At 73.8% G+C, this 24,787-nt stretch carries 27 protein-coding genes; 15 read left to right on the top strand and 12 right to left on the bottom strand.

What is annotated here, in order from left to right; translation table 11 throughout:
* Positions 1–204 precede the first annotated feature (204 nt).
* From RZ84_RS25090 to RZ84_RS25120, 7 genes are all read left to right on the top strand, one after another.
* The gene (locus RZ84_RS25090) at positions 205–1,509 is read left to right on the top strand and encodes a L,D-transpeptidase (RefSeq protein ID WP_043266192.1); all 1,305 of its coding nucleotides are present in this window, start codon (positions 205–207) and stop codon (positions 1,507–1,509) included.
* A 180-nt stretch (positions 1,510–1,689) separates the two neighbouring features.
* A complete protein-coding gene (locus RZ84_RS25095; protein WP_107068168.1) occupies positions 1,690–2,925 on the top strand; it encodes a L,D-transpeptidase in 1,236 nt (411 codons plus the stop codon).
* Between the two features lie 52 nt (positions 2,926–2,977).
* The gene (locus RZ84_RS25100) at positions 2,978–3,745 is read left to right on the top strand and encodes an enoyl-CoA hydratase/isomerase family protein (RefSeq protein WP_043266193.1); all 768 of its coding nucleotides are present in this window, start codon (positions 2,978–2,980) and stop codon (positions 3,743–3,745) included.
* Positions 3,746–4,019: 274 nt separating this feature from the next.
* On the top strand, positions 4,020–4,547 hold the full coding sequence (locus RZ84_RS25105; protein ID WP_043266194.1) for an ATP-binding protein: 528 nt from the start codon (positions 4,020–4,022) through the stop codon (positions 4,545–4,547).
* A gap of 427 nt (positions 4,548–4,974) precedes the next feature.
* Positions 4,975–5,397, top strand: coding sequence for a hypothetical protein (locus tag RZ84_RS25110; protein WP_043266195.1), 423 nt, complete (start codon positions 4,975–4,977; stop codon positions 5,395–5,397).
* Positions 5,398–5,456: 59 nt separating this feature from the next.
* The gene (locus tag RZ84_RS25115) at positions 5,457–6,239 is read left to right on the top strand and encodes a DsbA family protein (RefSeq protein ID WP_043266196.1); all 783 of its coding nucleotides are present in this window, start codon (positions 5,457–5,459) and stop codon (positions 6,237–6,239) included.
* On the top strand, positions 6,236–7,162 hold the full coding sequence (locus RZ84_RS25120; RefSeq protein ID WP_043266197.1) for a cytochrome c biogenesis CcdA family protein: 927 nt from the start codon (positions 6,236–6,238) through the stop codon (positions 7,160–7,162). Before RZ84_RS25115 ends, RZ84_RS25120 begins: the two co-directional genes overlap by 4 nt.
* Here the strand turns inward: RZ84_RS25120 and RZ84_RS25125 are convergent.
* From RZ84_RS25125 to RZ84_RS25140, 4 genes are all read right to left on the bottom strand, one after another.
* Positions 7,159–7,515, bottom strand: coding sequence for a hypothetical protein (locus tag RZ84_RS25125; protein WP_043266198.1), 357 nt, complete (start codon positions 7,513–7,515; stop codon positions 7,159–7,161). The genes RZ84_RS25120 and RZ84_RS25125 overlap by 4 nt on opposite strands.
* Before the next feature lie 178 nt (positions 7,516–7,693).
* On the bottom strand, positions 7,694–8,533 hold the full coding sequence (gene nadE / locus RZ84_RS25130) for an ammonia-dependent NAD(+) synthetase (RefSeq protein ID WP_043266199.1): 840 nt from the start codon (positions 8,531–8,533) through the stop codon (positions 7,694–7,696).
* Positions 8,534–8,630: 97 nt separating this feature from the next.
* Positions 8,631–9,185 carry a GH25 family lysozyme gene (locus RZ84_RS25135; protein WP_043266200.1) on the bottom strand — a complete coding sequence of 185 codons (555 nt, stop codon included), beginning with the start codon at positions 9,183–9,185 and terminating at the stop codon, positions 8,631–8,633.
* A gap of 195 nt (positions 9,186–9,380) precedes the next feature.
* Complete coding sequence (locus tag RZ84_RS25140) at positions 9,381–10,652, bottom strand: glycosyltransferase family 4 protein (protein WP_052230546.1); 1,272 nt, start codon at positions 10,650–10,652, stop codon at positions 9,381–9,383.
* 345 nt (positions 10,653–10,997) lie between these two features.
* On the opposite strand from RZ84_RS25140, the gene RZ84_RS25145 reads away from it, so the two are divergent.
* Together RZ84_RS25145 and RZ84_RS25150 are read left to right on the top strand one after the other, a co-directional pair.
* Positions 10,998–11,744, top strand: a complete 747-nt coding sequence (locus RZ84_RS25145; protein WP_043266201.1) for a response regulator transcription factor — start codon at positions 10,998–11,000, stop codon at positions 11,742–11,744.
* 66 nt (positions 11,745–11,810) lie between these two features.
* The gene (locus RZ84_RS25150; protein WP_052230547.1) at positions 11,811–13,247 is read left to right on the top strand and encodes a HAMP domain-containing sensor histidine kinase; all 1,437 of its coding nucleotides are present in this window, start codon (positions 11,811–11,813) and stop codon (positions 13,245–13,247) included.
* A gap of 253 nt (positions 13,248–13,500) precedes the next feature.
* On the opposite strand, the gene RZ84_RS25155 is transcribed toward RZ84_RS25150, so the two are convergent.
* Both RZ84_RS25155 and RZ84_RS25160 read right to left on the bottom strand, forming a co-directional pair.
* Positions 13,501–14,463 (bottom strand): M56 family metallopeptidase, encoded by a 963-nt coding sequence (locus tag RZ84_RS25155; protein WP_043266202.1) that lies wholly within the window; start codon positions 14,461–14,463, stop codon positions 13,501–13,503.
* Positions 14,460–14,879, bottom strand: a complete 420-nt coding sequence (locus tag RZ84_RS25160; RefSeq protein WP_043266203.1) for a BlaI/MecI/CopY family transcriptional regulator — start codon at positions 14,877–14,879, stop codon at positions 14,460–14,462. The genes RZ84_RS25155 and RZ84_RS25160 overlap by 4 nt, the downstream gene beginning before the upstream one ends.
* 114 nt (positions 14,880–14,993) lie before the next feature.
* Here RZ84_RS25160 and RZ84_RS25165 point away from each other — a divergent pair, with 114 nt between their 5' ends.
* From RZ84_RS25165 to RZ84_RS39155, 5 genes are all read left to right on the top strand, one after another.
* Positions 14,994–15,713: a DedA family protein gene (locus RZ84_RS25165; protein WP_052230153.1), complete on the top strand. Its 720-nt coding sequence runs from the start codon at positions 14,994–14,996 to the stop codon at positions 15,711–15,713.
* Positions 15,714–15,819: 106 nt separating this feature from the next.
* Positions 15,820–16,479 carry a phosphatase PAP2 family protein gene (locus RZ84_RS25170; protein ID WP_043266205.1) on the top strand — a complete coding sequence of 220 codons (660 nt, stop codon included), beginning with the start codon at positions 15,820–15,822 and terminating at the stop codon, positions 16,477–16,479.
* Complete coding sequence (locus RZ84_RS25175; protein WP_078894159.1) at positions 16,476–17,216, top strand: phosphatase PAP2 family protein; 741 nt, start codon at positions 16,476–16,478, stop codon at positions 17,214–17,216. The genes RZ84_RS25170 and RZ84_RS25175 overlap by 4 nt, the downstream gene beginning before the upstream one ends.
* 375 nt (positions 17,217–17,591) lie before the next feature.
* Positions 17,592–17,888 (top strand): hypothetical protein, encoded by a 297-nt coding sequence (locus RZ84_RS25180; RefSeq protein WP_043266206.1) that lies wholly within the window; start codon positions 17,592–17,594, stop codon positions 17,886–17,888.
* Between the two features lie 331 nt (positions 17,889–18,219).
* Positions 18,220–18,612 (top strand): transposase, encoded by a 393-nt coding sequence (locus RZ84_RS39155; RefSeq protein ID WP_157878894.1) that lies wholly within the window; start codon positions 18,220–18,222, stop codon positions 18,610–18,612.
* Positions 18,613–18,724: 112 nt separating this feature from the next.
* Here RZ84_RS39155 and RZ84_RS25190 read toward each other — a convergent pair whose 3' ends face one another.
* Both RZ84_RS25190 and RZ84_RS25195 read right to left on the bottom strand, forming a co-directional pair.
* Entirely contained in the window at positions 18,725–19,471 is a 747-nt protein-coding gene (locus RZ84_RS25190) for a hypothetical protein (protein WP_241777852.1), read from the bottom strand.
* Positions 19,468–20,109: an RNA polymerase sigma factor gene (locus RZ84_RS25195; protein ID WP_078894163.1), complete on the bottom strand. Its 642-nt coding sequence runs from the start codon at positions 20,107–20,109 to the stop codon at positions 19,468–19,470. Before RZ84_RS25195 ends, RZ84_RS25190 begins: the two co-directional genes overlap by 4 nt.
* A 1,293-nt stretch (positions 20,110–21,402) precedes the next feature.
* Here RZ84_RS25195 and RZ84_RS25200 point away from each other — a divergent pair.
* Positions 21,403–21,690 carry a hypothetical protein gene (locus tag RZ84_RS25200; protein WP_043266208.1) on the top strand — a complete coding sequence of 96 codons (288 nt, stop codon included), beginning with the start codon at positions 21,403–21,405 and terminating at the stop codon, positions 21,688–21,690.
* A 425-nt stretch (positions 21,691–22,115) separates the two neighbouring features.
* Here RZ84_RS25200 and RZ84_RS25205 read toward each other — a convergent pair whose 3' ends face one another.
* The 4 genes from RZ84_RS25205 to RZ84_RS25220 all read right to left on the bottom strand — a co-directional run bounded on the left by RZ84_RS25205 (position 22,116) and on the right by RZ84_RS25220 (position 24,523).
* A complete protein-coding gene (locus RZ84_RS25205) occupies positions 22,116–22,766 on the bottom strand; it encodes a response regulator transcription factor (RefSeq protein ID WP_043266209.1) in 651 nt (216 codons plus the stop codon).
* Positions 22,763–23,710: a sensor histidine kinase gene (locus tag RZ84_RS25210; RefSeq protein ID WP_241777853.1), complete on the bottom strand. Its 948-nt coding sequence runs from the start codon at positions 23,708–23,710 to the stop codon at positions 22,763–22,765. Before RZ84_RS25210 ends, RZ84_RS25205 begins: the two co-directional genes overlap by 4 nt.
* Positions 23,711–23,861: 151 nt before the next feature.
* A complete protein-coding gene (locus tag RZ84_RS25215) occupies positions 23,862–24,254 on the bottom strand; it encodes a type II toxin-antitoxin system VapC family toxin (RefSeq protein ID WP_043266210.1) in 393 nt (130 codons plus the stop codon).
* Positions 24,251–24,523 carry a hypothetical protein gene (locus tag RZ84_RS25220; protein ID WP_043266211.1) on the bottom strand — a complete coding sequence of 91 codons (273 nt, stop codon included), beginning with the start codon at positions 24,521–24,523 and terminating at the stop codon, positions 24,251–24,253. Before RZ84_RS25220 ends, RZ84_RS25215 begins: the two co-directional genes overlap by 4 nt.
* Positions 24,524–24,787 lie beyond the last annotated feature (264 nt).

A 24,787-nucleotide genomic window follows, 5' to 3' on the forward strand; every position in this document is an offset into this window, starting at 1 on the left:
CCCCCGTCGTGCTGCGGTGTTCAGCGTTGTCCAGCGTTGTTCTGCCCGCAACCGGGCGTTGCCTCACGCTTCCCGCCGCCGCTTGCGCCCGGTACCCCCGCCACCCGCCCGCGCCCCCTACCCACCCCCGCCGCGATCCCCGGCATGACATTCCGAACCGTGGCATACCGCCCAACCCGCGCATCATCCGTCACAATCCGGCGTATGACCGGCCATCAGCACGACCGAGCAGGGGACCATGCGGGGGAACGACCGGCGGACGGGACGACGGTGCCGGGCCTGCCGGTCCGCCGCGCGCCCTCCGTGGTCCCGCGGGCACCCCGTTTCCGCGCCGCCCACGCGCTGCTGGCCGCGCTCGCGAGCTGGGCGGCGCTGGCCGGCTGCGGCGGTCCGGACGCGCTGCTCGGCAGCCCGCCGGCCGCCCCGGAGGAGGCGATCCGGATCCTGCCGGGTGACGGCGCGCGCGGCGTACGGGCCAACGGGCGGCTGGAGGTCCGGGCCCAGGAGGGGCGGCTGGAACGGGTGGAGGTCACCCGGACCGGGAGCGACGGTCGGGATTCCGTGAACGGCCGGTTCTCGCCGGACGGGACGATCTGGCGGCCGGCGGCCGACGCCCTCGAACTCGGCGCCCGCTACACCGTCGACGCCGTCGCGCGGGACGGCGCCGGCCGCCTCCTGGCCCGCCACACCACCTTCACCACCTACCTGCCCCCGCACCGGATCATCGGCTCCTACACGCCCGAGAACGGCACCACGGTCGGCACCGGCCTGATCTTCTCGATGGTCTTCAACCGGGCGGTCGCCGACCGCGCGGCCGTCGAGCACGCCATCACGGTCAGCGCCCAGCCGGCCGTCGAGATCGCCCCCCACTGGTTCGGCCGCCGGCGGCTGGACTTCCGGCCCCGGCACCGGTGGCGGCCGGGCACCCGGATCACCGTGCACCTGGGGCTGCGCGACGTGAAGGCCGGGCCCGGCTCCTACGGGCTCCAGCGCAAGACCCTCCACTACCGGGTCGACCGGGACCAGATCAGCGTCATCGACGCGGCCCTGCACACCCTGACCGTGCACCGCTCGGGCCGGGTGCTGGCGACCCTGCCGGTGACCACGGGCAACGCCGACAACCCCACCTACAACGGGAAGATGGTGATCCTGGAGCGCCATGCGGTGACCCGGATGGACGGCGGAACCGTCGGCTTCGGCGCCGAGTACGACATCCCCGACGTGCCGCACGCGATGCGGCTGACCCGGTCCGGGACCTTCCTGCACGGCAACTACTGGGCGCCGCCGCGGGTCTTCGGCGGTGCCAACACCAGCCACGGCTGCGTCGGGCTCAAGGACGTCAAGGGCGGCGGCCAGGACACCCCGGCCGGCTGGCTCTACCGGAACTCGATCGTCGGGGACACCGTGGAGGTCCGCAACTCCCGGGACCGCACGGTCGCCCCGGACAACGGCCTGGGCGGCTGGAACATGTCGTGGCCGGCCTGGCGGGCGGGTGGCGCGCGCCACTGAACGAGCCCCCGTCCGCGCTCGTACGCACGAACGAGAACCCACCCTCCCCTTGGGACTGAACAGTGACATCCGGGGGGAGTTGAGTGTCAGTGCGGTGTGGTTATCTAGCGGCACGCGCGCGGCCCGCGGGTGCCGGCGCGCGGTGGTCCGCGGGCGGTGCGAGGGGAAGAGGGGCCAGTCGTGAACGTCCAGATATCGGGGGAGCCGGTTCGCCGGCGGGCGTGGCGGCGCCGGGGACGCGCCCCGCTCGGGCTGCTGCTCGGTTCGCTGCTGCTGGTGACGGCGTGCGGAGGCGGCGCGGAGGGCCGCGGAGAGCCGGCCGGCAAAGCGGGGCCGGACACCTCCGCCTCGCAGGCCGTCGTGACGATCGCGCCCAAGGACGGCGCGCACGACGTCGCCACCAGCGGCGCGCTGAAGGTGTCCGCCCAGAAGGGCCGGCTACGGTCCGTCAAGGTCAGGGACGTCAGGGGCAATGAGGTCGACGGGAAGATATCCGGCGGCGGTGCCCTGTGGGAGCCGAGCGGTCATCTCGGCCCCTCGACGCAGTACACCGTCGACGCGGTGGCCGTGGACGCCCGGGGCCGGCGGGCCGCCGAGCACGCCACGTTCACCACGCTCGTCCCGAAGAACACCTTCATCGGCCAGTACAGCCCCGAGAACGGCCAGCAGGTCGGCGTCGGGATGCCGGTCTCCCTCCACTTCACCCGGGGGATCACCGACCCCGCGGCCGTCGAGAAGGCCATCACGGTCACGGCCCGGCCGGCCGTCCCGATCGCCGGCCACTGGTTCGGCAACGACCGGCTCGACTTCCGCCCCGAGAAATACTGGGCGCCCGGCACCAAGGTCACCCTCAAGCTCGACCTCAACGGTGTCGAGGGCCGCCCCGGCGTCTACGGCACCCAGACCAAGGAGGTCTCCTTCACGGTCGGCCGCAGCCAGATCAGCACCGTCGACGCCCGCTCGAAGCAGATGACGGTGGTCCGCGACGGCAGGACCCTGAAGACCCTCCCGATCACCGCCGGCGCGCCGGGCACCGAGACGTACAACGGCCGGATGGTGATCAGCGAGAAGCACCCGGTGACGCGGATGAACGGGGACACCGTCGGCTTCGGCGGCGAGTACGACATCAAGGACGTCCCGCACGCGATGCGGCTGAGCACGTCCGGCACCTTCCTCCACGGCAACTACTGGTCGGGCCGGGACACGTTCGGCACCCGCAACGCCAGCCACGGCTGTGTCGGCCTGTTCGACGTGCGGGGCGGCGACGACGGATCCACGCCGGCGGCCTGGTTCTACCGGAACTCCCTCATCGGCGACGTCGTCATCGTCGAGAACGCCCACGACGAAACGATCCAGCCGGACAACGGCTTCGGTGACTGGAACCTGTCCTGGGACGCCTGGCGGGCCGGCGGGTAGCCCGGCCGGACGCGGGGCGGCGGGCGGCGTTAACGCGTACTAACCTGCCCGCATGACTGTGAATCTTGAGGTAGCCGACGGTGTCGGCACCATCCGCCTGGACCGCCCGCCGATGAACGCGCTGGACGTCGCCACCCAGGACCGGCTCCACGAGCTGGCGGTGGAGGCCGGCCGGCGCGACGACATCCGTGCCGTCGTGGTCTGGGGCGGCGAGAAGGTGTTCGCGGCCGGCGCGGACATCAAGGAAATGCAGGCCATGGACCACGCCGCCATGGTCGTCCGCTCCAAGGGGCTCCAGGACGCGTTCACCGCCGTGGCCCGGATCCCCAAGCCGGTGGTCGCCGCGATCACCGGCTACGCGCTGGGCGGCGGCTGCGAGTTGGCGCTCTGCGCCGACTTCCGGATCGCCGCCGACGACGCCAGGCTGGGCCAGCCCGAGATCCTGCTGGGGCTGATCCCGGGCGCCGGCGGCACCCAGCGGCTGGCCCGGCTGGTCGGCCCGTCCAAGGCCAAGGACCTGATCTTCACCGGCCGTCACGTCAAGGCCGAGGAGGCGCTCACCATCGGCCTGGTCGACCGCGTGGTGCCGGCCGCCGAGGTCTACGCCCAGGCGCACGCCTGGGCGGCCCGGCTGGCGTCCGGCCCGGCGCTCGCCCTGCGGGCCGCCAAGGAGTCCGTCGACGCCGGGCTGGAGACGGACATCGACACCGGGCTGACGATCGAACGCAACTGGTTCGCCGGGCTGTTCGCGACCGAGGACCGGGAGATCGGGATGCGCAGTTTCGTCGAGGAGGGACCCGGCAAGGCCAAGTTCCGCTGATGCGCCTGGTGTTGACGGGACATCTGGGGTTTGCCCGCGGCGTGGTGCCCCGTGCGGGCGAATTGCCGAAAACCTCGTTGCACCTTAAGAAAACCTTTCGCGTCCGCTCCGCCGGTTCGCCGCCGGTACGCGGTCGGCGCAGGTCAGCGGGGTGACGCGGCACCTTAACTGCCGTTGGCATATGTCCAGTCGGGGGTGTGGAGCCGGCGATTCCGGACAACTGATTACGCCGGTTCCGCCCCCCGCGGCGCCGAGGAGCGGCCATGATGGGGGCATGGCGGGCCTCGAAGGAATGGAGCAGCCGCGGCCGGGCAGTGGCACGGCCGCGGCGCGTCGGTGCGCTCCCGGTGCGGACCCGGAGGCGGCTCCGGCGCCCGTCGGTCCGGTGCCCGCGCCGTTCGACCTGGTCGGCGAACCGACCCTGGACGAGATCAGACTCCCCTCGCGCCCCCAGTCCGCCGGCACCGCACGGCGGTTGACCGCCGCGGTGCTCCTCAAGCAGTGGTCGCTCTCGCCGCAGCTCGCCGAGCACGCGGTACTGCTGGTCTCCGAGTTGGTCGGCAACGCCGTACGGCACACCGGGGCCCGGACGTTCGGGCTGCGGATGCTGCGCCGGCGCGGCTGGATCCGTGTCGAGGTGCGCGATCCGTCCCGCGGGCTGCCCTGCCTGATGCCGGTGCAGGAGATGGACACCAGTGGCCGCGGTCTCTTCCTCGTCGACAAGCTCTCCGACCGGTGGGGCGTGGACCTGCTGCCGCGCGGCAAGACCACGTGGTTCGAGGTGCGGGTCAACGACCGCTGACCGGAGCGTCCCCCAGGACGGGACCGGGGCCCTCCCGCGGGTGTCGCGGGGTGGCCCCGGTAGCCCGACCTCCGGCGGACGGAAGGGGTGGGGTCCGCCGGGTCGTGGACGGCCCGGACCGCATCGGCGGGGCCGCCGCGGTCGACTATGGCAGGCGGGACAGGGGCTGGCCAAAGACGCCGAACGGTAGATATTCGGGCATAGCGCAATTAGTCGGGCGGTCTCGTGGGGTGAGGTATGCCACCGCGGGCCACTGCGGGCCACCGCGGGCCGTCCTGCGGCGGCGGTCCGTAGGATGGGACGTTCATCCGCGCGCCGGCCCGGACCGCCGGCCCGGACCGCCGGGCGCGGACCACCGGACCACCGGACCACCGAGCCCGCCGGACACGCACCACCGGATCGGGACCGCCATCGAGGGGGAGGGAACATGCGCCAGCTGCGCCGGTCGGCGACGCTGACCCTGCTGCTCCTCCTCGCGGTCACCTTCGGGCCGATGCTCTGCCGGATCGGCGGCGACCAGGCATGGCTCGCGGGCCGGGCAGCCAGCGCCGCGGTGGCCCGGGAGTCCGGCCCGGCCGGCCCGGCCGCGCAGCGCGGTCTGCCGCTCGCCGAGGCCGCCCCGGTCGCGGTCGCCGACACGTCCAAGAAGTGCTCCGACCACCACGCGCCGAGCCCCGACGAATCGGCCCCGATCCCCGCACCGCACCGCGCCGAGCCGCTCGCCCCGGCCACCACCGGACCCGGGCCGCTCGCCGCGGACCTGCCCGCACAGTTCGCGCGGGCCCGCCCGCCGACCGGCGCCGCCCCCGCCACCGACCACACCGCGCTCCTGCCCGTACTGCGGATATAGGCCGCTGCCCCGACGCACCCGCCTGTTGTTTTCCGCTTCCGTACGTCTGGAGCCCCCGCATGCCCACTTCCGCTTCCCCCACCCGAAAACTGGCCGCCGTCGGCGCGGTCGTCGCGCTCGTCGTGGCCGTGATCGCCATCGCGGTCGCCGTCGGCAAGGCCGTCGAGGGCGGCCGGGACGAGGGCGGCACCGCCGCACCCGACACCGCCGCCTCCGCACAGTCCCAGGAGAACCCCGCACAGCAGAAGCTGTACGACGACCTCGCCCGGCGCACCAGCCGGCGCACCGCCGGCGACCCGCTGGCCGTCGGCAAGCCGGACGCCCCGGTGGTCCTGGTCGAGTACGCCGACTACCAGTGCTCGTTCTGCGGGCGCTTCACCCGCGAGACCCAGCCCGCGCTGATCAAGAAGTTCGTCGACGCGGGCACCCTGCGCATCGAGTTCCGCAACTTCCCGGTCTTCGGCGCCGACTCCGAGCGCGCCGCCCGCGCCTCCTGGGCAGCCGGCCGGCAGGGCAGGTTCTGGCAGCTGCACGACCAGCTCTACGCCAAGACCCGCAAGGGCGACGCCCTGGCCGAGGAAAAGCTCGTCGAGCTGGCGCGCGCGAGCGGGGTGCCGGACATCGAGAAGTTCCGTGCCGACCTGAAGAGCCCCGCCGCCGACCAGGCCCTGAAGAAGGACCAGGACGAGGGCTACCAGCTCGGCGTGCAGTCCACCCCGTCCTTCCTGATCAACGGCCGGCCGGTGGCCGGGGCCCAGCCCACCGGGGTCTTCGAGCAGGCGATCACCCAGGCCGCCGCCGCGGCGAAGGGCGGGCACGGCACCGCGGGGGCCGGGAAGTGACCACCGACATCGGCTACCTCGCGGCATTCCTGGGCGGCGCGCTGGCGCTGGTCAGCCCGTGCAGCGCGCTGCTGCTGCCGGCCTTCTTCGCGTACTCCCTCGCCAACCCCGGCCGGCTGCTGGCCCGCACCGGGGTGTTCTACCTGGGGCTCGCCACCACCCTGGTGCCGCTGGGCGCGGCCAGTACGGCGGCCAGCCGGCTGTTCAACGGCCACCGCGATCTGCTGGTCGCGGTCGGCGGCTGGGTGGTGATCGCGATGGGGGTCGCGCAGATCCTGGGTCTGGGCTTCGCCTCGAAGCGCGCCCAGGCCGCCGCCGCCCGGATCACCCCGCGCTCGGCGCTGTCCACCTTCCTGCTCGGCTGCGTCTACGGGCTCGCCGGCTTCTGCGCGGGGCCGATCCTGGGCGCGGTGCTGACCGTGACCGCGGTCAGCGGCTCACCGCTCTACGGCGCCTCTATGCTCGCCGTCTACGCCCTGGGCATGGCGCTGCCGCTGTTCGTCCTGGCGCTGCTGTGGGACCGCTTCCGGCTCGGCACCCGGGGCTGGCTGCGCGGCCGGGCCTTCCGCCTCGGCCGGCTGCAACTGCACACCACGTCCGTGCTCTCCGGCGTCTTCTTCATCGGCATCGGGGTGCTGTTCCTGCGCTTCAACGGGACCAGCGCGCTGCCCGGAATCCTGGACCCGGACACCGAGCTGTGGCTGGAGGAGTGGGCGACCCGGATCGGCGACGGCGTACCGGATTTCGTGCTGATCGCGCTGGCCGCGCTGGCCGCCGCCGCGGTGCTGGGCCGGATCGCGCTGCGCCCGGAGCGCACGCCGCGACCCGCGGACGACGCCGCCGGGCCGACGGCGGGGACCTCCGACCGCGACCGGGGCCGGTCGGACGGTGCGGGGCCCGACCACCCGTCGGACCGGTCCTAAGCGCTCAGCCGCCGGTGCCGGTGCGGATGCGGCCGGGGGCGCGGGCGGGCGTGCGGGGGGTGGGCGTCCGCCCGGCGCCGCCGGTCGTTGCAGAGCAGGCACTTGCCGTAGCCCGGCGGAAGGGGGTCTTCCGGATCGCCGTACAGCGGATCCACCGCGCCGTTGGGGTGCAGGGCGCAGCCCGTCGGGCCGGCGGTGTCCTCGCCCAGCGAGCCGGCGGCGGTCAGCGCGCGCCGGAGGGCGTCGACGAGCCGGTCGGTGTCCCGCCGGGTGGGCGCGGACGGCAAGGCGGAGGCGAGGTCGGAGGCGGTGGTCAGCGCGGTACGGAGTTCGCGCAGGCTTGCGTAACCCATGTCCTGGAGAGTAGGCGGCCCCACTGACAGTTGATCTTCCGATCGCACTTCGTGGCTTCCCATGGCCGCATGCATGCCCGCTCCGGCCCATGATTTAGCACCGGGACGGTGACCGGCCCCTTGCCGGAGCATGACAGAACGGGGTGCCCGCACCGCGCGGGCGCGGGCACCCGCGGCGTCACGGGGCGATCGGCAGCGCCCGCTTGTGCTCGGTGAGGCGGTAGCGCCGGACGATCGACGCGAAGGCGTCCGCGTCGACCGGGCGGCCCTCCAGGAAGTCGTCGATCTGGTCGTAGCTGACACCGAGCGCGTCCTCGTCGGGCTTGCCCGGGTCGAGGGTCTCCAGGTCGGCGGTCGGGACCTTCCACACCAGCTCGGCCGGGGCGCCCAGGGCCTGAGCCACGGCGCGCACCCGGCGCTTGGTGAGCCCGGTGAGCGGTACCACGTCGGCCGCGCCGTCGCCGAACTTGGTGAAGAAGCCGGAGACCGCCTCGGCGGCGTGGTCGGTGCCGACCACCAGGCCGTCGTGGGCACCCGCGACCGCGTACTGGGCGATCATGCGCTGCCGGGCCTTGATGTTGCCGTGGACGAAGTCCTGGTGGTGGGCGTCGCGGAAGGTGACGCCGCCGGCCACCGCCGCGGCCAGCGCCGCGTCGCTCGCCGGGCGGACGTCCACGGTCAGCAGCCGGTCGGCGCGGATGAACTCCACCGCCAGCTGTGCGTCCTTCTCGTCCGCCTGCTCGCCGTACGGCAGCCGCATCGCGTGGAACGTCGCGTCGTGGCCGGCCGCGCGGGCCCGCTCCACCGCGAGCTGGCAGAGCCGGCCCGTGGTGGTGGAGTCGATACCGCCGCTGATGCCCAGCACCAGGGAGCGCAGGCCCGTGGACGTCAGCCGCTCTGTGAGGAAGGCCACCCGGCGCTCGATCTCCCGCTCGGCGTCGAACGCCGCGGTGGCCGGCGGCACCTGGAGTTCCTGGGCTATGTGCTGCTGCACGTCCTTGGACGCCGGGTCGGTCACGGGTGCTCCTCTGGTTCTCGTCACGCACTGTGCACACATTCCGCGAGATGGTCACGCGATGTGCCCATGGCGCGTATCCGGATACTGCCGGAGAAGTTTATGCGGGGTGCGCCCAGCTCTTGAGTTCGGCCTTGTTGGAGAAAGCCGCGACGTTCTTGTCCAGCGGCTGGTCCGTGTACTGGTGGATACGCCACTTCGCCTTGACCCGCGGATGCCCGGCGGCGACGTAGTCGGCGATCCACAGGCCGTCCGCGGCATAGGACGTGGTGTCGCGATTCAGCCAGAAATCGCGGTTGCAGTAGAGCAGCACGCGGTGCTTGGGCCGGAGTTTCTTGACTTCCTGAAGGAACTGGTCCTTCTGCGCGTTGCTGGCGTACGAGCCCGCCCCGGTGGTCTCCCAGTCGGCCGCCAGCAGGTCGCCGTGGACCGAGGAGCATTTCTCGACGAAGTATTGCGCCTGGGCCGCGATATTCCCCGGCCACAGGAAGTGGTAGAAACCGACCACCGCGCCCGCCTCGCGCGCCCGGGCCGCCTGAGCCGACTGATGCGGATTGACGTAGGAGCGGCCTTCGGTGGCCTTGATGAGGACGAAGTCCAACCCCCGGGCGGAATAATCGGTGTTGTAGGAACTGACATCGACACCGTGCAGCATGAGCGACCTCCTGCCGAATCGGATCTGCGAAATGCGAAGCGTCATCCGCGCGAAACGGCAGTCGCCCCCCAGCAGTTCAGCATGTGCACGACCGGAGACGCCAGATCGACGCGCTGAAGTTCCCGGCGGCGCAGGCGAGTTGGTGACGCATGACACCCGTGGGGCGGGTGGTGCGGGAGGGGTGCGGATGCCCGCTCAGTGGCCGGTCGTCGGAAGACCGCCGGTGCCGGGCTCCGGCCGTGCGTCCAGCCGCCGCCGCAGCCGCCGGGCCTGTTCCCGCCCCCGGGTCCGCCCCACGGCGGCGGCCCGGCGCAGCGCCCGGCCGCGACGGGTCGCCCGCAGGTCCCGGAAGAGGAGTTGGTACCGCTCGGCCATCGGCCCGGGGTCGTAGCGGTGCCCGGCCGCCAGCGCGGCGGCGCCCATCTCCCGGCGGCGCTCCGGGTCCTCGATCAGATCGAGCAGCGCCTCGGCCAGCGCCCGCCCGTCGCCGCGCGGCACCAGCACGCCGGTCACGCCGTCGCGGACGATCTCGGCCGGGCCCAGCGGGCAGTCGGTGCTGACGACCGGTACGCCGCAGCGCATCGCCTCGACCAGGGGCATCCCGAACGACTCGGCGTCCGACGCCGAGGCGACGATCGACGCCTTGGCGAACTCCTCCTCGATCGGCGCCCGCGGTCCGGTGAGCTCGGCCCGCCCGGACAGCCCCAGCCCGTCGATGAGGCTTTGCAGCCGGGTGCGTTCGGCGCCGCCGCCGTGGATGCGGAGCCGCCAGTCGGGGTGCTTGACGGAGACCGCGGAGAACGCCTCGATCAGCAGGTCGAAGCGCTTGCCGCGGACCAGCCGGCCGGCCGCCGCGATGATCTTCGAGCTGCCGTCGGACGGCGGTCCGGCGGGCGTCGGGACGATGTCGGGCACCGCCAGGACCCGTACGCCGGGCAGCGGCATCCGCGCGCGGTAGACCGCCGCGTCCGCCTCGGTCGTGGTGACCACCGCGTCCAACGACCGGTAGTGGCGGGCGAGTTCGGCCCGCAGCGGGGCGCTGTGCGCGTCGTGCCGCGAGTGCTCCTGGGCGATCCGCAGGGCGCGGCGGGGGGCGAAGCGGGCCAGGTAGACGTTGATGCCGGGCCGGGTGCCGATGAGCACGTCGGCGTCGCTGCCGCGCAGGAACTCCGCGGCCCGGAGGTCGACCAGCCGGCTGTACTGGTCGTGCCGCTGCTCGGCGAGCGGGAAGTCCACCGCGGGCTCGCCGAACAGCGGATGCGCCATGTCGTCGCTGCCCACCCGGGTGTCCACCAGCGGGATCAGCCGCACCCGGGGGTCGATCGCGAACCGCGGGACCTCGCGGTGCCGCAGCATCGAGACGACCTCGACGTCGTGCCGGTCGGCGAGCGCGGCGGCGAGGTTCAGGGTGGTGCGGATGGTGCCGCCGACGGCGTACGCGTCGTGCAGCAGGAGGGTCACCTTCAGGCGGCCCCGGCGCCCGGCCCGGCCGGTACGGTCCGTGCGGTCCGCAGGGGCCGTTCGGCCTGCGTCATCGGTGCTCTTCGTGCGGTGCATGGTGTGCTCTTCACGCGGTGTCGACCCGGTGTGCCCGGGTGTGCCGGTTCGCTGCGGCCGTTCGGGGCCCGGGGCGGTGTCGTCCGCCGCGGCCGGCCCGTCCGGCAGCGGCCACCGTCCCGGGACGGGGTAAGCCGAGGACATGTCCCAGGTGAGAGCCCGGTAAGAAACCCACCGGCCCCCCTTCCCCGCTCTCGGCTCCGCTCGTGCGGGGGGACCCGCACCGCGCCGGACCGGTCTTGGCAGACTTGCCGGGTGACCCATTCCGTACTGCTCGCCGAGGATGACCGCCCCATCCGCACCGCGCTGGAGCGTGCCCTGACCCTGGAGGGATACCGGGTCACCGCCGTCGCCGACGGGATCCAGGCGCTGGCCACCGCCCACCGCGAGCGACCCGACGTGATCCTGCTGGACGTGATGATGCCGGGGATCGACGGGCTCCAGGTGTGCCAGGTGCTGCGCGCCGAACAGGACCGCACCCCGATCCTGATGCTCACCGCACGGGTCGGGACCGCGGACCGGATAGCCGGCCTGGACGCCGGAGCCGACGACTACGTGGTCAAGCCCTTCGAGGTCGAGGAGGTGTTCGCCCGGCTGCGGGCGCTGCTGCGGCGGACGACGGCCGGGCCGGTGGCCTCGGGGGACCGCGGGACCGGGTCCGCCGAGGCCGGGGAGGCGTATGACGCGAGGGCGGCGGGCAGCGGCGTCGTCGCGGCGGCCGATCTGCGGATCGACGGCCCCTCGCGGCGGGCCTGGCGCGGGGAGCGGGAGCTGGAGCTGACCCGGACCGAGTTCGAACTGCTGGAGCTGCTGGCCCGCAACGCCGGGATCGTGCTGGACCACGCGATGATCTACGACCGCATCTGGGGCTATGACTTCGGGCCCGGCTCGAAGAACCTCGCGGTGTATGTCGGCTATCTGCGGCGCAAGGTCGACGTACCGGGCAGCCGGCCGCTGATCCACACCGTGCGCGGCGTCGGCTACGTCCTGCGGGAGGACTGAGTGCCCCCGTCCCGCCGCCCCCGGTGGTCCGGCCTGCGGCGGCTCGCCGCCCGGCCGGCCGCCCGGCTGCGGGGCTGCCGTCCGGCCGCCTGGCTGCGCCCCCGCGAGCCCGCCAGCCTGCGCACCTCGTTCGCGCTGGCCTTCGCCGCGCTGGCCGCGGGGGTGACCGTCCTGGTCGGGTTCCTCAGCTACGACGCGGCGGCCCGGCTGGTGCGGATGGACGAGCGGTCGGTCTTCTCCGAGGTCGTACGGGACCTGCGGTCCCAGGTGCGGGAGCGGCCGTACACGCCGGCCGACTACACCGCCGCCGACAGCACCGCCGCCGACCCCGACCACGACGGGCCGCGGGCGGACCTGACCCGGCCGGCCCGGACGGATGTGCAGATCCTGGGCGCCGGCGGGCGGGTCGTCGAACCGGGCCACCCCGCGCTTCCGGCCGGCGGCGCCGAGCGGACCGTCGCCGCCCACCCCGAGGCGGGCCGCTACGCACAGGGCGAGGTGCAGCTCGACGGCGACGCCTACCACCTCGCCACCGTGGCGCTCGGCGGCGGGCGCGGGGCCGTCCAGGTCGCCCGCAAGGTCAGCGGGACCGAGGACCTGCTCGCCGCGCTCCAGAAGCGCACCGTGCTGCTGGCGGCCGGCGTCATCGCGCTGGCCGGCGCCGTCGGCTGGTGGCTGGCCCGCCGGATCACCGGCCGGCTGGTCCGGCTGACGTCGGTCGCCGAGCGCGTCGCGGAACACGGGCCGGCGGACGTCCAGGTGCCGGTCGCCGGGCGCGACGAGGTGGCCCGGCTCGGGCGGGCCTTCGACGACATGCTCGGGCGGCTGACCAGCGCGGTGCAGGACCAGCAGCGGCTCGTCCAGGACGCCGGCCACGAACTGCGCACCCCGCTGACCTCGCTCCGTACGAACATCTCGCTGCTCAGGCGCTTCGACGAGCTGCCGCCGGACGCCCGCGGGGAGCTGCTCGCCGACCTGGCGGGGGGGGCCCGTGAACTGACCGACCTGGTCAACGAGTTGGTGGACCTGGCGGCCGGGCAGCGGGACGACGAGCCGCCGGCGCAGGTGCGGCTGGCCGAGGTGGGGGAGCGCGCCGCCGCCTCCGCCCGCCGCCGCACCGGCCGCGAGATCACCGTGCGCACCGGCCGCCCGGCGGTCGTCGAGGGCCGGCCGGCCGCGCTGCACCGCGCGCTCGGCAACCTCCTGGAGAACGCCGCCAAGTTCGACGCCGACGGCACCGCGCCCATCGAGGTCGTCGTCACCGGCGCCCGCGTCGAGGTCCTCGACCGCGGTCCGGGCCTCGCCGAGGCCGACCTCACCCGGGTCTTCGACCGCTTCTACCGCGCCCCGGCCGCTCGCGGCCTGCCCGGCTCGGGCCTGGGCCTCGCGATCGTCCGGGAGATCGCGGCGGCCCACGGCGGACAGGTCTTCGCGACCGTACGTCCCGGCGGCGGGGCCGGCATCGGCTTCACCGTGGGCGGCGGTCAGCCGGAGGCGGAGTAGGCCGGACCGGGCCCGGTCGTCGAACTCCCGCCCGCCGGCCGACGCCCGGCACGCACTCTCGCCGTACCGGACGACGGCCCGGTACTCCTCCACGGGCCATGTACAGGGGCCATCGCCCCGGCACTCCGAGAGCACGCACCTGCCGCCGCCCGGCCCACCCTCCGGGCGGACGACGGGAGTTCGACGACCGGGCCTGGCACCGCCCGGCCGCCGCCCCGGCCCGGGGTGTCTCAGTCGCCGTGGTGCGGGTGTCTCAGTCCCCGTGGTGCTCGCCCTGGGCCGACTCCACCGTCTGGTGCAGATCGGCCGCAGCCTCCACCGCGGCAGCCGCGGAGAAGGGGACACAGGCCAGCAGGGCGGCGGCTATCAGCCGGCGGCCGTGCAGGCCGGGGGGGTGGTGGGGGGGTTCGGCGGGGGGGTCGGGGGTCAGCAGCGCGGCGACCCGGCGCGGGACCGGACCCGTGGTGGCGGCGAGTGCGGTGCTCGGGCGGGGGACCGCCGTGGCGTGCGCGCGGGCGGCCAGCGCGGCGCGGCCGATGGCGCGGGCGGTGACCCGGCGGTCGCCCACCCGGGAGGCGGCCGATTCGTCGGCCCAGCGCTCCAGGGCGTACGCCAGCGAGGGGCCGAGCCCGCGGAGCAGCGGATGGCAGGCCGAGGCCAGCGCGACCGTCAGCAGGAAGAGGTGGTGGCGGCCGGTGAGGTGGGCCCGCTCGTGGGCGAACAGCGCCTCCCGCTCGGCCGGCGGCAGCGCTCGCAGCATCCCGGCGGTGACCACCACGCGGTCCGGCCGGCCGGGCAGCGCGAAGGCGTCGGGCGCGGCATCGGGGAGGACGCACAGATCGCCGGCGAGGGAGTGGGCGTCGGCGGTGCGCCGGGCGGCGCGCAGCTCGGCGCGGTGGCCGAGCGCGCGGCGGGTGACGGCGATCGCGCAGCAGGTCAGCAGCGCGCCGGCGACCGAGGCGGCCGGCACGGTCACGTCCGCGTCCCCGCCCAGCAGCGACAACGAGAGATGGCCGAAGGCGGCGACCGGCGGCAGCCACAGCGCCCCGGCGGCCATCAGCAGGGCGAGCGCGGCGGTCGTGCAGGCGGCCAGCGCGGCGGCGCAGCCGGTGAGCAGCCAGGCCGCGGCGCGCGGCGGCAGCGACTCGGCGAGCCGGCGGGCGGCCGGCACCGCGAGCAGCGGCATCAGCAGCGGGACCCAGACGGCGAAGATCATGGCGCGGCCCCGGGCAGCGGGCCGCCGGCGCCGTCCGCGCCATCGGCCTCGGCCTCGTCCAGCAGCGAGCGGAGCAGCCGCTCGTCCTCGGTGGTCAGCTCGGAGACGAAGCGGGCGAGCGCGGTGCCGCGGTCGTCCTGCTTGTCGAGCTCGCTGCGCATCCGCCGGGCGGTCAGTCCCGCGGAGTCGTGTATCGGCGAGTACGCGAAGCCGCGGCCCGCGCGGGTGCGGGACACCGCCCCCTTGACGTGCAGTCTGGTGAGGATGGTGGTGACGGTCGTACGGGCGAGCCGGCCGCCCAGCTCGCTCTGCACCTCGGCGGGGCTCAGCGGGCCCTCGGCCGCCCAGAGCGCCGCCAGCACGCTCGCCTCCAGCTCACCGGCCGGGCGCCGCTGCACGGGTGATGTCTCCGACATGGAACGCCCTCCACCTTTCCGTCGTCTACAGTTCCGTAGACCGTCTACGGGACTGTAGACGGTGGGGTCGGCCGCTCGGCAGGCCCGGAACCCATTATGGGAGGGGCCACTGACATGGCCGTAGCCGCCGCAGATCTCCACCTGGGTGCCGTCACCCAGGCGGTCAACATCCTCGACGCCGGCTCACTGCTCGCCGCCTTCGGCGCCCTCGGTGTCGCCGTCGTCCTCTTCGCCGAGACCGGGCTGCTGGTCGGCTTCCTGCTGCCCGGCGACTCGCTGCTGTTCACCGCGGGACTGCTGTGCGCCCCGGGCGTCGGCGGCGCCGTCCACCTCTCGCTGCCCCAGGTCCTGGCGTCCGCCGTCGTCGGCACGCTCGCCGGATCCCAGACCGGCTTCTGGATCGGCCGGCGCGGGGGCAGCGCCCTGCTGTCCCGCGGCCGCTCCCGCAAACTCCGGGACGGCGCCGCCCGCGCCGAGGAATACCTGGAGCGCTACGGCCACGCCAAGGCGATCATCCTGGGCCGCTTCGTCCCCGTCGTCCGCACCGTGCTCAACCCGCTGGCCGGCGCCCTGAGCGTGCCCACCCGCACCTTCACCCTCTGGCAGATCGCCGGCGGCCTGGTCTGGACGTTCGGCCTCACCCTCGCCGGATACGCCCTGGGCTCGTCCGTCCCCAACGTCGACCGGTACCTGCTCCCGGCCGTCGGCCTCGTCGTGATCGCCTCGCTGACCCCGCTCGCCCTCGAAGTGCTGCGCTCCCGCAAGCGGCGTCCGGACGCCCAGCAGGGCACCGAACCGGTCGCCGAATCCGGTACCGCGCCACCGGCACCCTGAGGGACCCGGCACACTTGCTGAAGCACGCGGCCGGCCCCGGCACCCCGAAGGCCGCCCCCGAACCCAGCCCACGCACCACGTAGCGACCCGCCAAGGAGAAACCCCAGTGACCGACCTCGCCTTCGGCGGAGCCTCGATCGACGGCGGCCTGTACACCTCTGTGACCGGCTTCGCCCAGGAGATGCCGCACTTCCTGAACGTCCTGGTCTCCCTCTGGACCGACTTCGGCCTCGGGATCTTCGCCGTCCTGATGCTCGTCGGCTGGTGGCGGGCCCGCCAGCGGCTCGGCGGCAGCTCCCGCCGCCGGCTCGACCCCGGTGAGCGGCGGCACACCGCCCCCGTCGCCATGGCGATGGCCCTGGCCGTCCCGGTGACCGTGGTCCTCGCCTACGTGGCCAACGACGTGGTCAAGGCCTTCTTCCACGAGCAGCGCCCCTGCCAGACCATCCTCCACACCGTCACCGTCGAGGCGTGCCCCCCGCTGGGCGACTGGTCCTTCCCCAGCAACCACTCGGCCATCGCCGCCTCCGCCGCGGTCGCCCTGATCCTCCTGGACCGCCGGCTCGGCTGGATCGCCGTCCCGGCCGCGCTCCTGATGGGCGCCTCGCGCGTCTGGGTCGGCGCCCACTACCCGCACGACGTCCTGGTCGGACTGATCGTCGGCACCCTGGTCGCCGCGGTGCTCATGCCGCTCGCCCGGCGCGCCGCCCCCCTCGTCGAACGGCTCCGCGAGACCTCGCTGCGCCCCCTGGTGTCCGCCAGGTGACGTCGCCGGGGGCGGACCCGGCACCGGGGCCCCGGCCGGGCGCCGGTCCCGAGCGCGGACCGCGCCCCGGACCGGCGCCGGCCCGGCCGCTCGCCGTCGCGGCGGTCGCCGCGGCCCTCTTCGCCGCCGCGGCCACCGTCACGGCCGTACGCGACGGAGCCCCGCTCGCCCCCGAACTGGCCGCCCTCCACTGGAGCACGGCCCACCGCGGGGAGCCGCTGCGCTCCCTGGCCGGCGCCCTGACGGCGACCGGCACCGGCGTCGTCCCGTACCTGATGGCGGTGCTCGCCGGACTGCTGGCCGGCCGCACCTGGCGCGGCCGGCGCCGCGCGGTGACCTGGGCGGTGGTCGTACTGGCCGCCGGCCAGGCGATCCGCTACGGCCTGATGGAACTGCTCGCCCGCCCCCGCCCGCCGGTCGCCGACTGGGCCGCCCGGGCAACCGGCTACTCCTTCCCCTCCGGCCACTCCACCACCTCCGCCCTGGCCGCCGGCATCCTCGCCTGGGGCGTACTGCACCGCACCCGCCCCCGCACCGGCCGCCTCCTCTGCGCCCTGCTCGCCCTCTGGGCCGTCGCCGTCGGCCTCACCCGCGTCTACCTCGGCGTCCACTGGGCCGGCGACGTCCTGGCCGGCTGGCTCCTGGCCACCGCCCTGCTGGGGGCTGTCCGGTGGGTCACGGCCCGGTCCGCGGCGTCTGGCGGGTCACCTCGCGGCGTCGCCGAACCGTCCCCGTAGCTCACCTGTCGAGTAACTACGCTGTCGAGCCGCGCCGGCACCTCGCGCTCCGCTTCGCTCCGCCTCGGCTCGTTGGACGCTCACCGGAACCCGAGCCGCACCGCACGCCGCGGCCCTTCCGACCTCGACCCACCGGACCCCCTAGCCCTCGCACTCCTCCTGGAACCGCCGGCCCTCCCCGGCCCGGCCCCGGCCGCTCCGGAAGCTCGCCCCTCCGCTTGTCCATGAATCGCTGACGAACGGCCCAGGTCTTCGCCAAGGCCGCATGGACGCCCGGCCCGCCGAGCACCACAGTCCTGGGTGCCGGCGACCGGGGAGCGCTCACCGGCACCGGCGCCGATTCACCGTGCACCACCGCGTGACAGGGGGACAGCAATGGATCATTGGCTTGACGTCCCGACGGCCGGCCGACCGGCCGCTCCGGGCGATCCCCGCGACCGCTGCGCCGCCGCCGCGGTCGCCGACCCGACCCCGTGCGAGGGCCCGCGCGACGCCGCCACCATCGTCGCCCGCGACGGCAGAGAGGTCGCCGGCTGCGTCCACCACTGCGCCCGCCTCCTGGCCGGCCTGGACGGCGCCCGCGTCCACCCCTTCGTCCCCTCCGCCCAGGCCCTGGACATCTACTCCCGGGCCCGTGAACTCCCGCCGTTCGCCTGGGAGATCGGCAGATAGCCGGGCCCGCGCAGCCGTCCGGATGCGCGAACTCCCCACCCCCGAAGCCCGGTTGCTCCGCCCGCTGCGGGACGGCCCGCTCCCCTCCGACCGCCGGACGTACGGCATCACCGCGGACGGGACCGCAGCGCTCGCCCAGCGCCGCGGTCCCGTCTGCGATGCGGTCCGTCAGCCGAGCCGCGGGCCGGTGGCGGCCGGGTCAGCACTCCGCTGTGATGCGCGACCACGACGCCCGGCCCGTCGGCGGCATCGGCCGCCGCCACCGGTCCCTGGACGAGGGGATCGCCGAGCTGGACGCGGAGATCGGCCCACCGGTCAGGCGGGCAGCCCCGTGCTGCTGGAGTTGTTCGGAGTCGGGCCCGAGACCGTGGGCCAACTGCCGGCCTCGGCCGGGGACCACCCTGAACGCATGCGACCCGAAGGCGGGTTCGCGCACCTGGCGGGTGTCGCCCCGGTCCCGGCCCCCTCCGGCCGCACGCACCGCCACCCCATCAACCGTGGCGGTGACCGGGCAGCGGACAACGTCTTGCACACTATCGTGTCCACCCGCATGCGCTTCGACGAACGCACCCGTGCCCGCGTCGAACGCCACACCAAAGAAGGGCTGTTCAAAAAGGACATCATGCGCCGCCTCAAGCAGTTCGTCGCCCGAGCCGTCCACCACGCACCGACCAGCCCACCAACCGAACGGATCACGCAAACCGACCTGGCTCCAGCGGCTTGACAACCATCGGAGCATCCAGCGGCTCCAACCTGACCCGGACCGAACGAACACCCGAAACAGACTCAACAACGCATCAGAAGGTCACTTCCGCACCGCGTCGGTGGACCGGGGCTCAGGCGGACGGCAGGTCATGCCCGGTGCAGGCGGGTACCTCGCGGTTATTGCGGGTGCGTGCGCCCGGCAGCCAGCCCTGGACGCCTTCTGCGGTCCTGACCAGGTACCAGCGCGTGGAGGTGACTCCCTGTTCGTCCCGTACGAGCCTGCCGTCGGTGACCACGCAACGCGCGGCCACGGCATCGCCGTGCCAGACGCGGCCTGCGGAGTTGCCGGGTGCGGCGTACTGCTTGTGCGGGTCCTTGGCCAGTCGCAGCGCACACTCCAGGGTGTGCGCGCCCTGGCAGGCCCGCTCGCTGTTGAAGACCCTGATGGTCACGTCCTGCGTGCCGGGGCCGGGGACGGCCGGGCCCGGTCGCGCGGGGCCCGGCCGTGCCAGCCACCACACCCCCAGTGAGACCGCGGCGACGGTGGCGGCAGCCGCCAGCGCCGTGGCGTACGCGCGGCGGTGCCGGACCCTCAGCGGTACGGGCCGCGCCGCCGGCTCCTGGATACGGGCCCACAGCCCCGGCGGCGTCTCGATCGCCTCGTCGGCCGCCCGCAGACGCTCGCGCAGCGCCACCTCGACACCGGAACCGCCGGCGCCGGGACCCTCCGCATCGGAACCGTCGGCGCCGAATCCACCACTGCCGAATCCGCCACCGCCGAACCCACCGCCGTCGGAACCATCGGCGCCCGAACCGCCGACACCCGAACCACCCGCGCCGGCGCCGTCGCCCATACGGCCGTCCGTCCCGCCTGTCACGCGCCACCGCCTCCCCGGCCCGTCCCGCTCCCCGGGCCCCCGTGCTGCGAGGGCTCCTGCGGCTGGAGCTGTGGTTCCTCAAGGTAGCCGCGCAGCCGGTCCAGGGCGCGGGCGCGATGCCGGGCCGCGGTCCCGCGGTGCACCTTCATGATCTTGGCGGCCTGGTCGATGGTGTAGCCGTCGAGGTCGACGAGGATGACGATGCCGGCCTGGCGGTGCGACAACCGCCCCAGCAGGCGCACCGCTTCGAGCTCCGCATGCCGCCGTTCCACCCCGCCGTCCCAGCCCGCACCGCCGGCACCGGCGGCGTCCCCGGCACCGCTCACCGCGCCCCCGGCGCCGGTTCCGTACCCGGTGGCGGCCCCGGGACCGGCCTCCTCCAGCCGCTCCATCCGGTCGACCAGGACCTGCCGCCGATCCTTGCGGTGCGCGTCGCGGGCCACGTTCAGTACGGCGGTGAACGCGTAGGCGTACGGCTCCGGATGCGTCAGTAGGCGGTGCGGGCGGGCGGCGAGCTTGAGATACGCCTCGTGCACAACATCCTCCGCGGACTGCCTCGTTCCGGCCAGCATGACCGCCCGCCGGTAGAGCCTGGGCAGCAGCCCGCAGAAGACCTCATCAAAGGTCGGTGACGCCATGTACCGGAACTCTCCCCGTTGTTCGGCTACGGGCGCGGCCGCAAGAGAGGCTACCGGACACCCCCGACGCCCAATCAAACTCCGCTGCTCACCCGGTACCCATCACAACCGGGCCACCATGGCTCCCGTCCCCGTCCTCGGCCGCCGTCTGACACGCACGTATCGGTTTCCACGGCGGCATTGACGGGGCACGTCGGCATGGCAGCCGCCGCCATGCGCCGGCTGCGACCGGCGGGCGAGCCGACGCCGACCACCACGGCGGTGCCGGCCACGTGGACGCCCTCGGCACCGACGAAACCGCCGCCCCCACCCTCTTCCACCGGGCAGCTTCGGGCACTTGGGCCGGTGACCGGCCCGCCGCCGTCACAGGGACGCCGATCACCCGACCACCGGCAGCACCCTCGCGCACCAAGCGTTCCGCCGGAAGCCCGGCGCGTCGCCCGCGGGTGCGTCGTGGCTGGTCGCGTGGTTCCCCGCACCCCTTCGGGGCGCTGACAAACCGCACCGGACGGTGGTTTGTCGGCGGCGGTTTCCTGGAGGAGTGGGCCGGAGGGAGAGGAGACTCAACTCCCGGTCAGAGAAGCGGAGATGACGAAGCGGCTGCCGTATCCGCCCGCGCCGGGTCTGCTGGAAGCGCACGCCGCCGCTCGACGATCTTTTCGGAACGCCGGGCCCAGCGGCGCGGATTCGGCGAGTATCCGGCCGGGCTGCTCCTGCCGCGGGACCGGAACAGGACGCTGCCCTGCCTGGCCGGTTGCCGAACCGGTGGCCGGTGCCCGGCATCCGGCGGTGCAGCGGCCGCGGTTCTTCCTCTTCGGAGCCGGCCCGGGATCAGGAAGCGGTCAACGCCCGCCGCCCGGAACCACTGCGGCCCGACCCGGCCGTCGCCCCGCACGCGGGCGGCGTGCTGGTGGCCGACGACTCCGGGACCGTATGGACGGGGCAGCAACCGCGTACGTGGGCAAGTGGTACCGCGGCTCGGTCGGCAAGTCGGCCCCACCGTGCCGGTGTTCCCCCGGGCCGTACCGAGGCCCTGCCTGCCGGTCTCCGCGGCGGTGCTCAGGACCGGGTTCCCCCGGTGACGGATGCAACCAGGATCGTGGCGGCCCGGCTCAAAAGGTCAGACCTCGGCCACCCGCTGCCGGACCCGCGTGCGCCGTCCCGGGCGATGCGGCGCACACCCGAAAAGCGACACAGGTCGAAAGTGACACAGGTCACCCTTCCCCATGTCGTACAAGAACGCCCCGCCGTACGTGTACCGGGTGCATGGCAACCGACAACGGAAGGAAGAACATGCGCACACGTATCGCAGCCGGCCTCGCCACGGCGGCCCTGGCCGGGACCGTGGGCCTGACCGCCGTCGCTCCGGCCTCGGCAGCCCCCGCCGTACCCGCCCAGCACACCATCACCGCGCAGAAGGCACACGCCGCCGATGCGCCCCCCGGCTGGATCCTGCGCGACAAGTACTGGACCCACAGCGGCTGCGAGGAAGCCGGCCAGGACGGCATCCAGCGCCAGCACTGGGACCAGTACCAGTGCGCCAACGGCAACGCCCAGTGGGTGCTGTGGACCAACCGCTGATCCTCACCCACCCGCACCCCAACACCGGGTCACCGGACGGCACCACGCCCCCGGCCGGCCCGAGAGCATGACCGCGGTCCGGTCTGCGGCGACACCGCCGCAGACCGGACCCGCCCACGAACCCGGCCGGTACCACCGGGGCGACGACAACAGCCGCTACCGACCTGCTCCGCGTCCTTGGGCCGGCCTCGCATGACCGATGGCAGACGGATCGAGAGGAGCATGGAGCAGCCGGCCCAGGTGATGGGCACCGAGGTTGAGGGGAGCACGACTCGGGCCGGCGTGGGGCCGGCGTCAGCGAACAGGTGACCACTTCTCGGGGTCAGGACCCGACCTTGCTGTGCTGATATCTGGGCAACCGGTGCCGTCACCCTGAAGGGGCGCATCATGCTGCGGCGGCAGCACCAGGGTGGTTCGCCGCGGCCTCAGCGCGTCACCCCGGCGTCCCTGGCGCACAACGCCGCCTGGACCCGGTTGTCCACCTCAAGGGCTGCCAGGATGCGGCTGACGTGTGCCTTGACCGTGCTCTCCCGCATACCCAGCCCGGTGGCGATCTCGGCGTTGGACGCACCGCCGGCCAGGAGCCTGAGCACATCGGTCTCGCGTGGCGTCAGGCGCTCCACCCGGGTCCGGGCGGCGGCCGAGGCCCCGCCCGCCGTGTGGTGATGGTGCTCGACGAGCCGTCGGGCAGCATGGGGGTGCAGCATCGCCTGCCCGTCGGCGACGACCTCGACGGCCCGGATGATCTCCGCAGGGTCGGTGTCCTTCAGCAGGAAGCCGACCGCGCCGGCGGCCAGCCCGTCGTAGACGTACTGGTCCAGGTCGAACGTCGTGAGCATGATGACCTTGGGCGGCTCGGGCAACGCGATCAGGTGCCTGGTGGCCTCGATACCGTCCATGCGGGGCATCCGCACGTCCATCAGCACGACGTCCAGGCGCTGCGCGGTGGCCCGTTGGACGGCTTCCCGGCCGTCGGCGGCCTGTGCGGCGACGGCGATGCCGGGGGCGTCGTCCAGGATGTCGGCGAGCGCCAGCCGCACCAGGCCGTCGTCGTCGGCGATCATCGTCCGGATCATGTCGTCCCCCTGCCGCCCTGGTCATCGAGCGGGATGGTGGCGGCCACCCGCCAGTCACCTGACCCCGTAGGACCGTACTCCAGACGGCCGTTGAGCGCGGCGACCCGCTCGGCCAGTCCGATCAGGCCATAGCCGGAACCCTCGGTCGCGGCCTCGGACGAGGCGCCGGCCGGGTTGCGGACCACCACCGTGGACTGGGGCGGGCCGTAGCGCACCTCGAGCTGCGCGGTCGCTCCGGCGGCGTGCTTACGGGCGTTGGTCAGGGCTTCTTGCGCGAGTCGGTGAACGGCGAGCCGATGGCTGGCCGGTAGGGAGTCGGGATCACCCTCGATGGCCGCTTCGACCCGCTGTCCGGCCGTCCGCGCCTCGTCGATCACGGTCGAGAGTTCCGGCAGTCCGGGTACCCGTGAGGCCGGCCTCTCCCCGGTATCGTGGCCGCGCAGCACACCCAGTACGTCCCGCAGGTCGCCGAGCGCGTCGGTGGACGCGGTACGCAGCAGGCCGATGCGGTCGGCCACCGGCTCGGGAAGGTCGGCGGCCCGCCGCTTGAGGGCTCCGGTGTGCAGGGCGATGACCGTGAGCCGGTGGGCGAGCACATCGTGCATCTCGGCGGCGATCCGGGTGCGCTCCGCCAACCTGGCCTGCTCGGCGCGGAGTTCGCGCTCCACCCGCAGACGGTTGACCTGTTCGGCGAGCGAGGCGACGTGCCGGCGGCGGTTGCCCGTCCACAGTCCGATGACCACCGCGAGCAGCAGCACCATCAGCGGCCCGTATTTACGGGTCATCCACAGGCTGTTCCCCGGATGCGCCAGCGAACTGCCGACCATCGCGACCACCACGCACAACCCCTCGAAGACGAACCGGCCACGGGAGGCGAGGTGGAAGAGCACCACCAGCAGCGGGAAGACCGATCCCAGCAACACCGCACCGGCGGTGGTGCTCACCGCTGCCGACGGCCGCTTGTATTGCCGGAAGGCGGCGGATGGTCACGTGGTGGTGGGGGGAGCGGCCACGGGTTGCCGTCGCGCGACGGACAATGAGCGCGAAGTGTGCTGTTGCTGGTGCAGATTGCTTGGGCGGGACCTGCGGTGCGGTTCAGACTCTGACCACCCGGACTCCGGGGCCGCACAGCATACGGAGGTCCTCGGGGTCCGACGTCAGGACGGTCACGGGGGCGGGCGAGGCGAGTGCGGTGGCGGCCACGATGGCGTCGAGGGCGAATTTGTGGCCGTGCAGTCCGGCAGCGGCGAGGAGTTTGCTGGCGTGGCGGGCGATGGCTTCAGTGGGTGGGACGATGTTCACGCGGGAGACGGCGTAGTCGAAGCGGGCCTGGTTGACCTTGGGGTCGCGGGCTTCGACCAGCGTGACGGAGCTGGTGACCACGCGGATGTCCTCGGCCTCGGCGGCGGCCAGCCACTCGGTGAGTTCGGGGGAGCGCCGTACGAGTCTGGAGAGCCCCTCGCAGTCCAGGACGAGCGTTCCGCTCACGCGGCGTCCGCCGAGCCGGCCGTGTCACCGCGCAGGACGGCCCGCTTGGTCTCGACCGCTACCTGGTCCACCGGGCCGTGTTCGGCCTCGGCGTCTTCGATGAGTTCGCGCAGCCGGTCCCGCTCCAGTTGGCGCTGGATGAGGGCTTCGACGTAGGCGGACATGCCTCGCTTGCCGGTACGTGCCTTCAGGGCGGCGATGGTGCCTTCGTGGAGGGAGACGGAGACCGGACGGACGGGGCCTTCGCCGGGAGCGGAGGAGGTGGCCATGGAGCTACTTTAACAAAACTCTTGTTATTGGGTGTTCGCGATTCGTGGCCGGTCCTTCGTGCCGGCGGCGCCCAGGGGAGGGCCCGAAGTCGAGCAGGCGCGATGAGTCCCCAGGTCAGAAGGCGATCCGCGAAGGGCTTCCCAGGGACTTTTCCGGGACTTTCACGTCTGCCCCAGGGAGGTTTCAGGGACTCTCCGCCGCGTGGGCGGAGCAGGCCCTGACCGCGCCGAAAGATGCGAAAGCGCTGGTCAGGGCCTACAACC

It is taken from the genome of Streptomyces sp. CT34 (assembly GCF_000805335.1).
Taxonomy (GTDB): domain Bacteria; phylum Actinomycetota; class Actinomycetes; order Streptomycetales; family Streptomycetaceae; genus Streptomyces.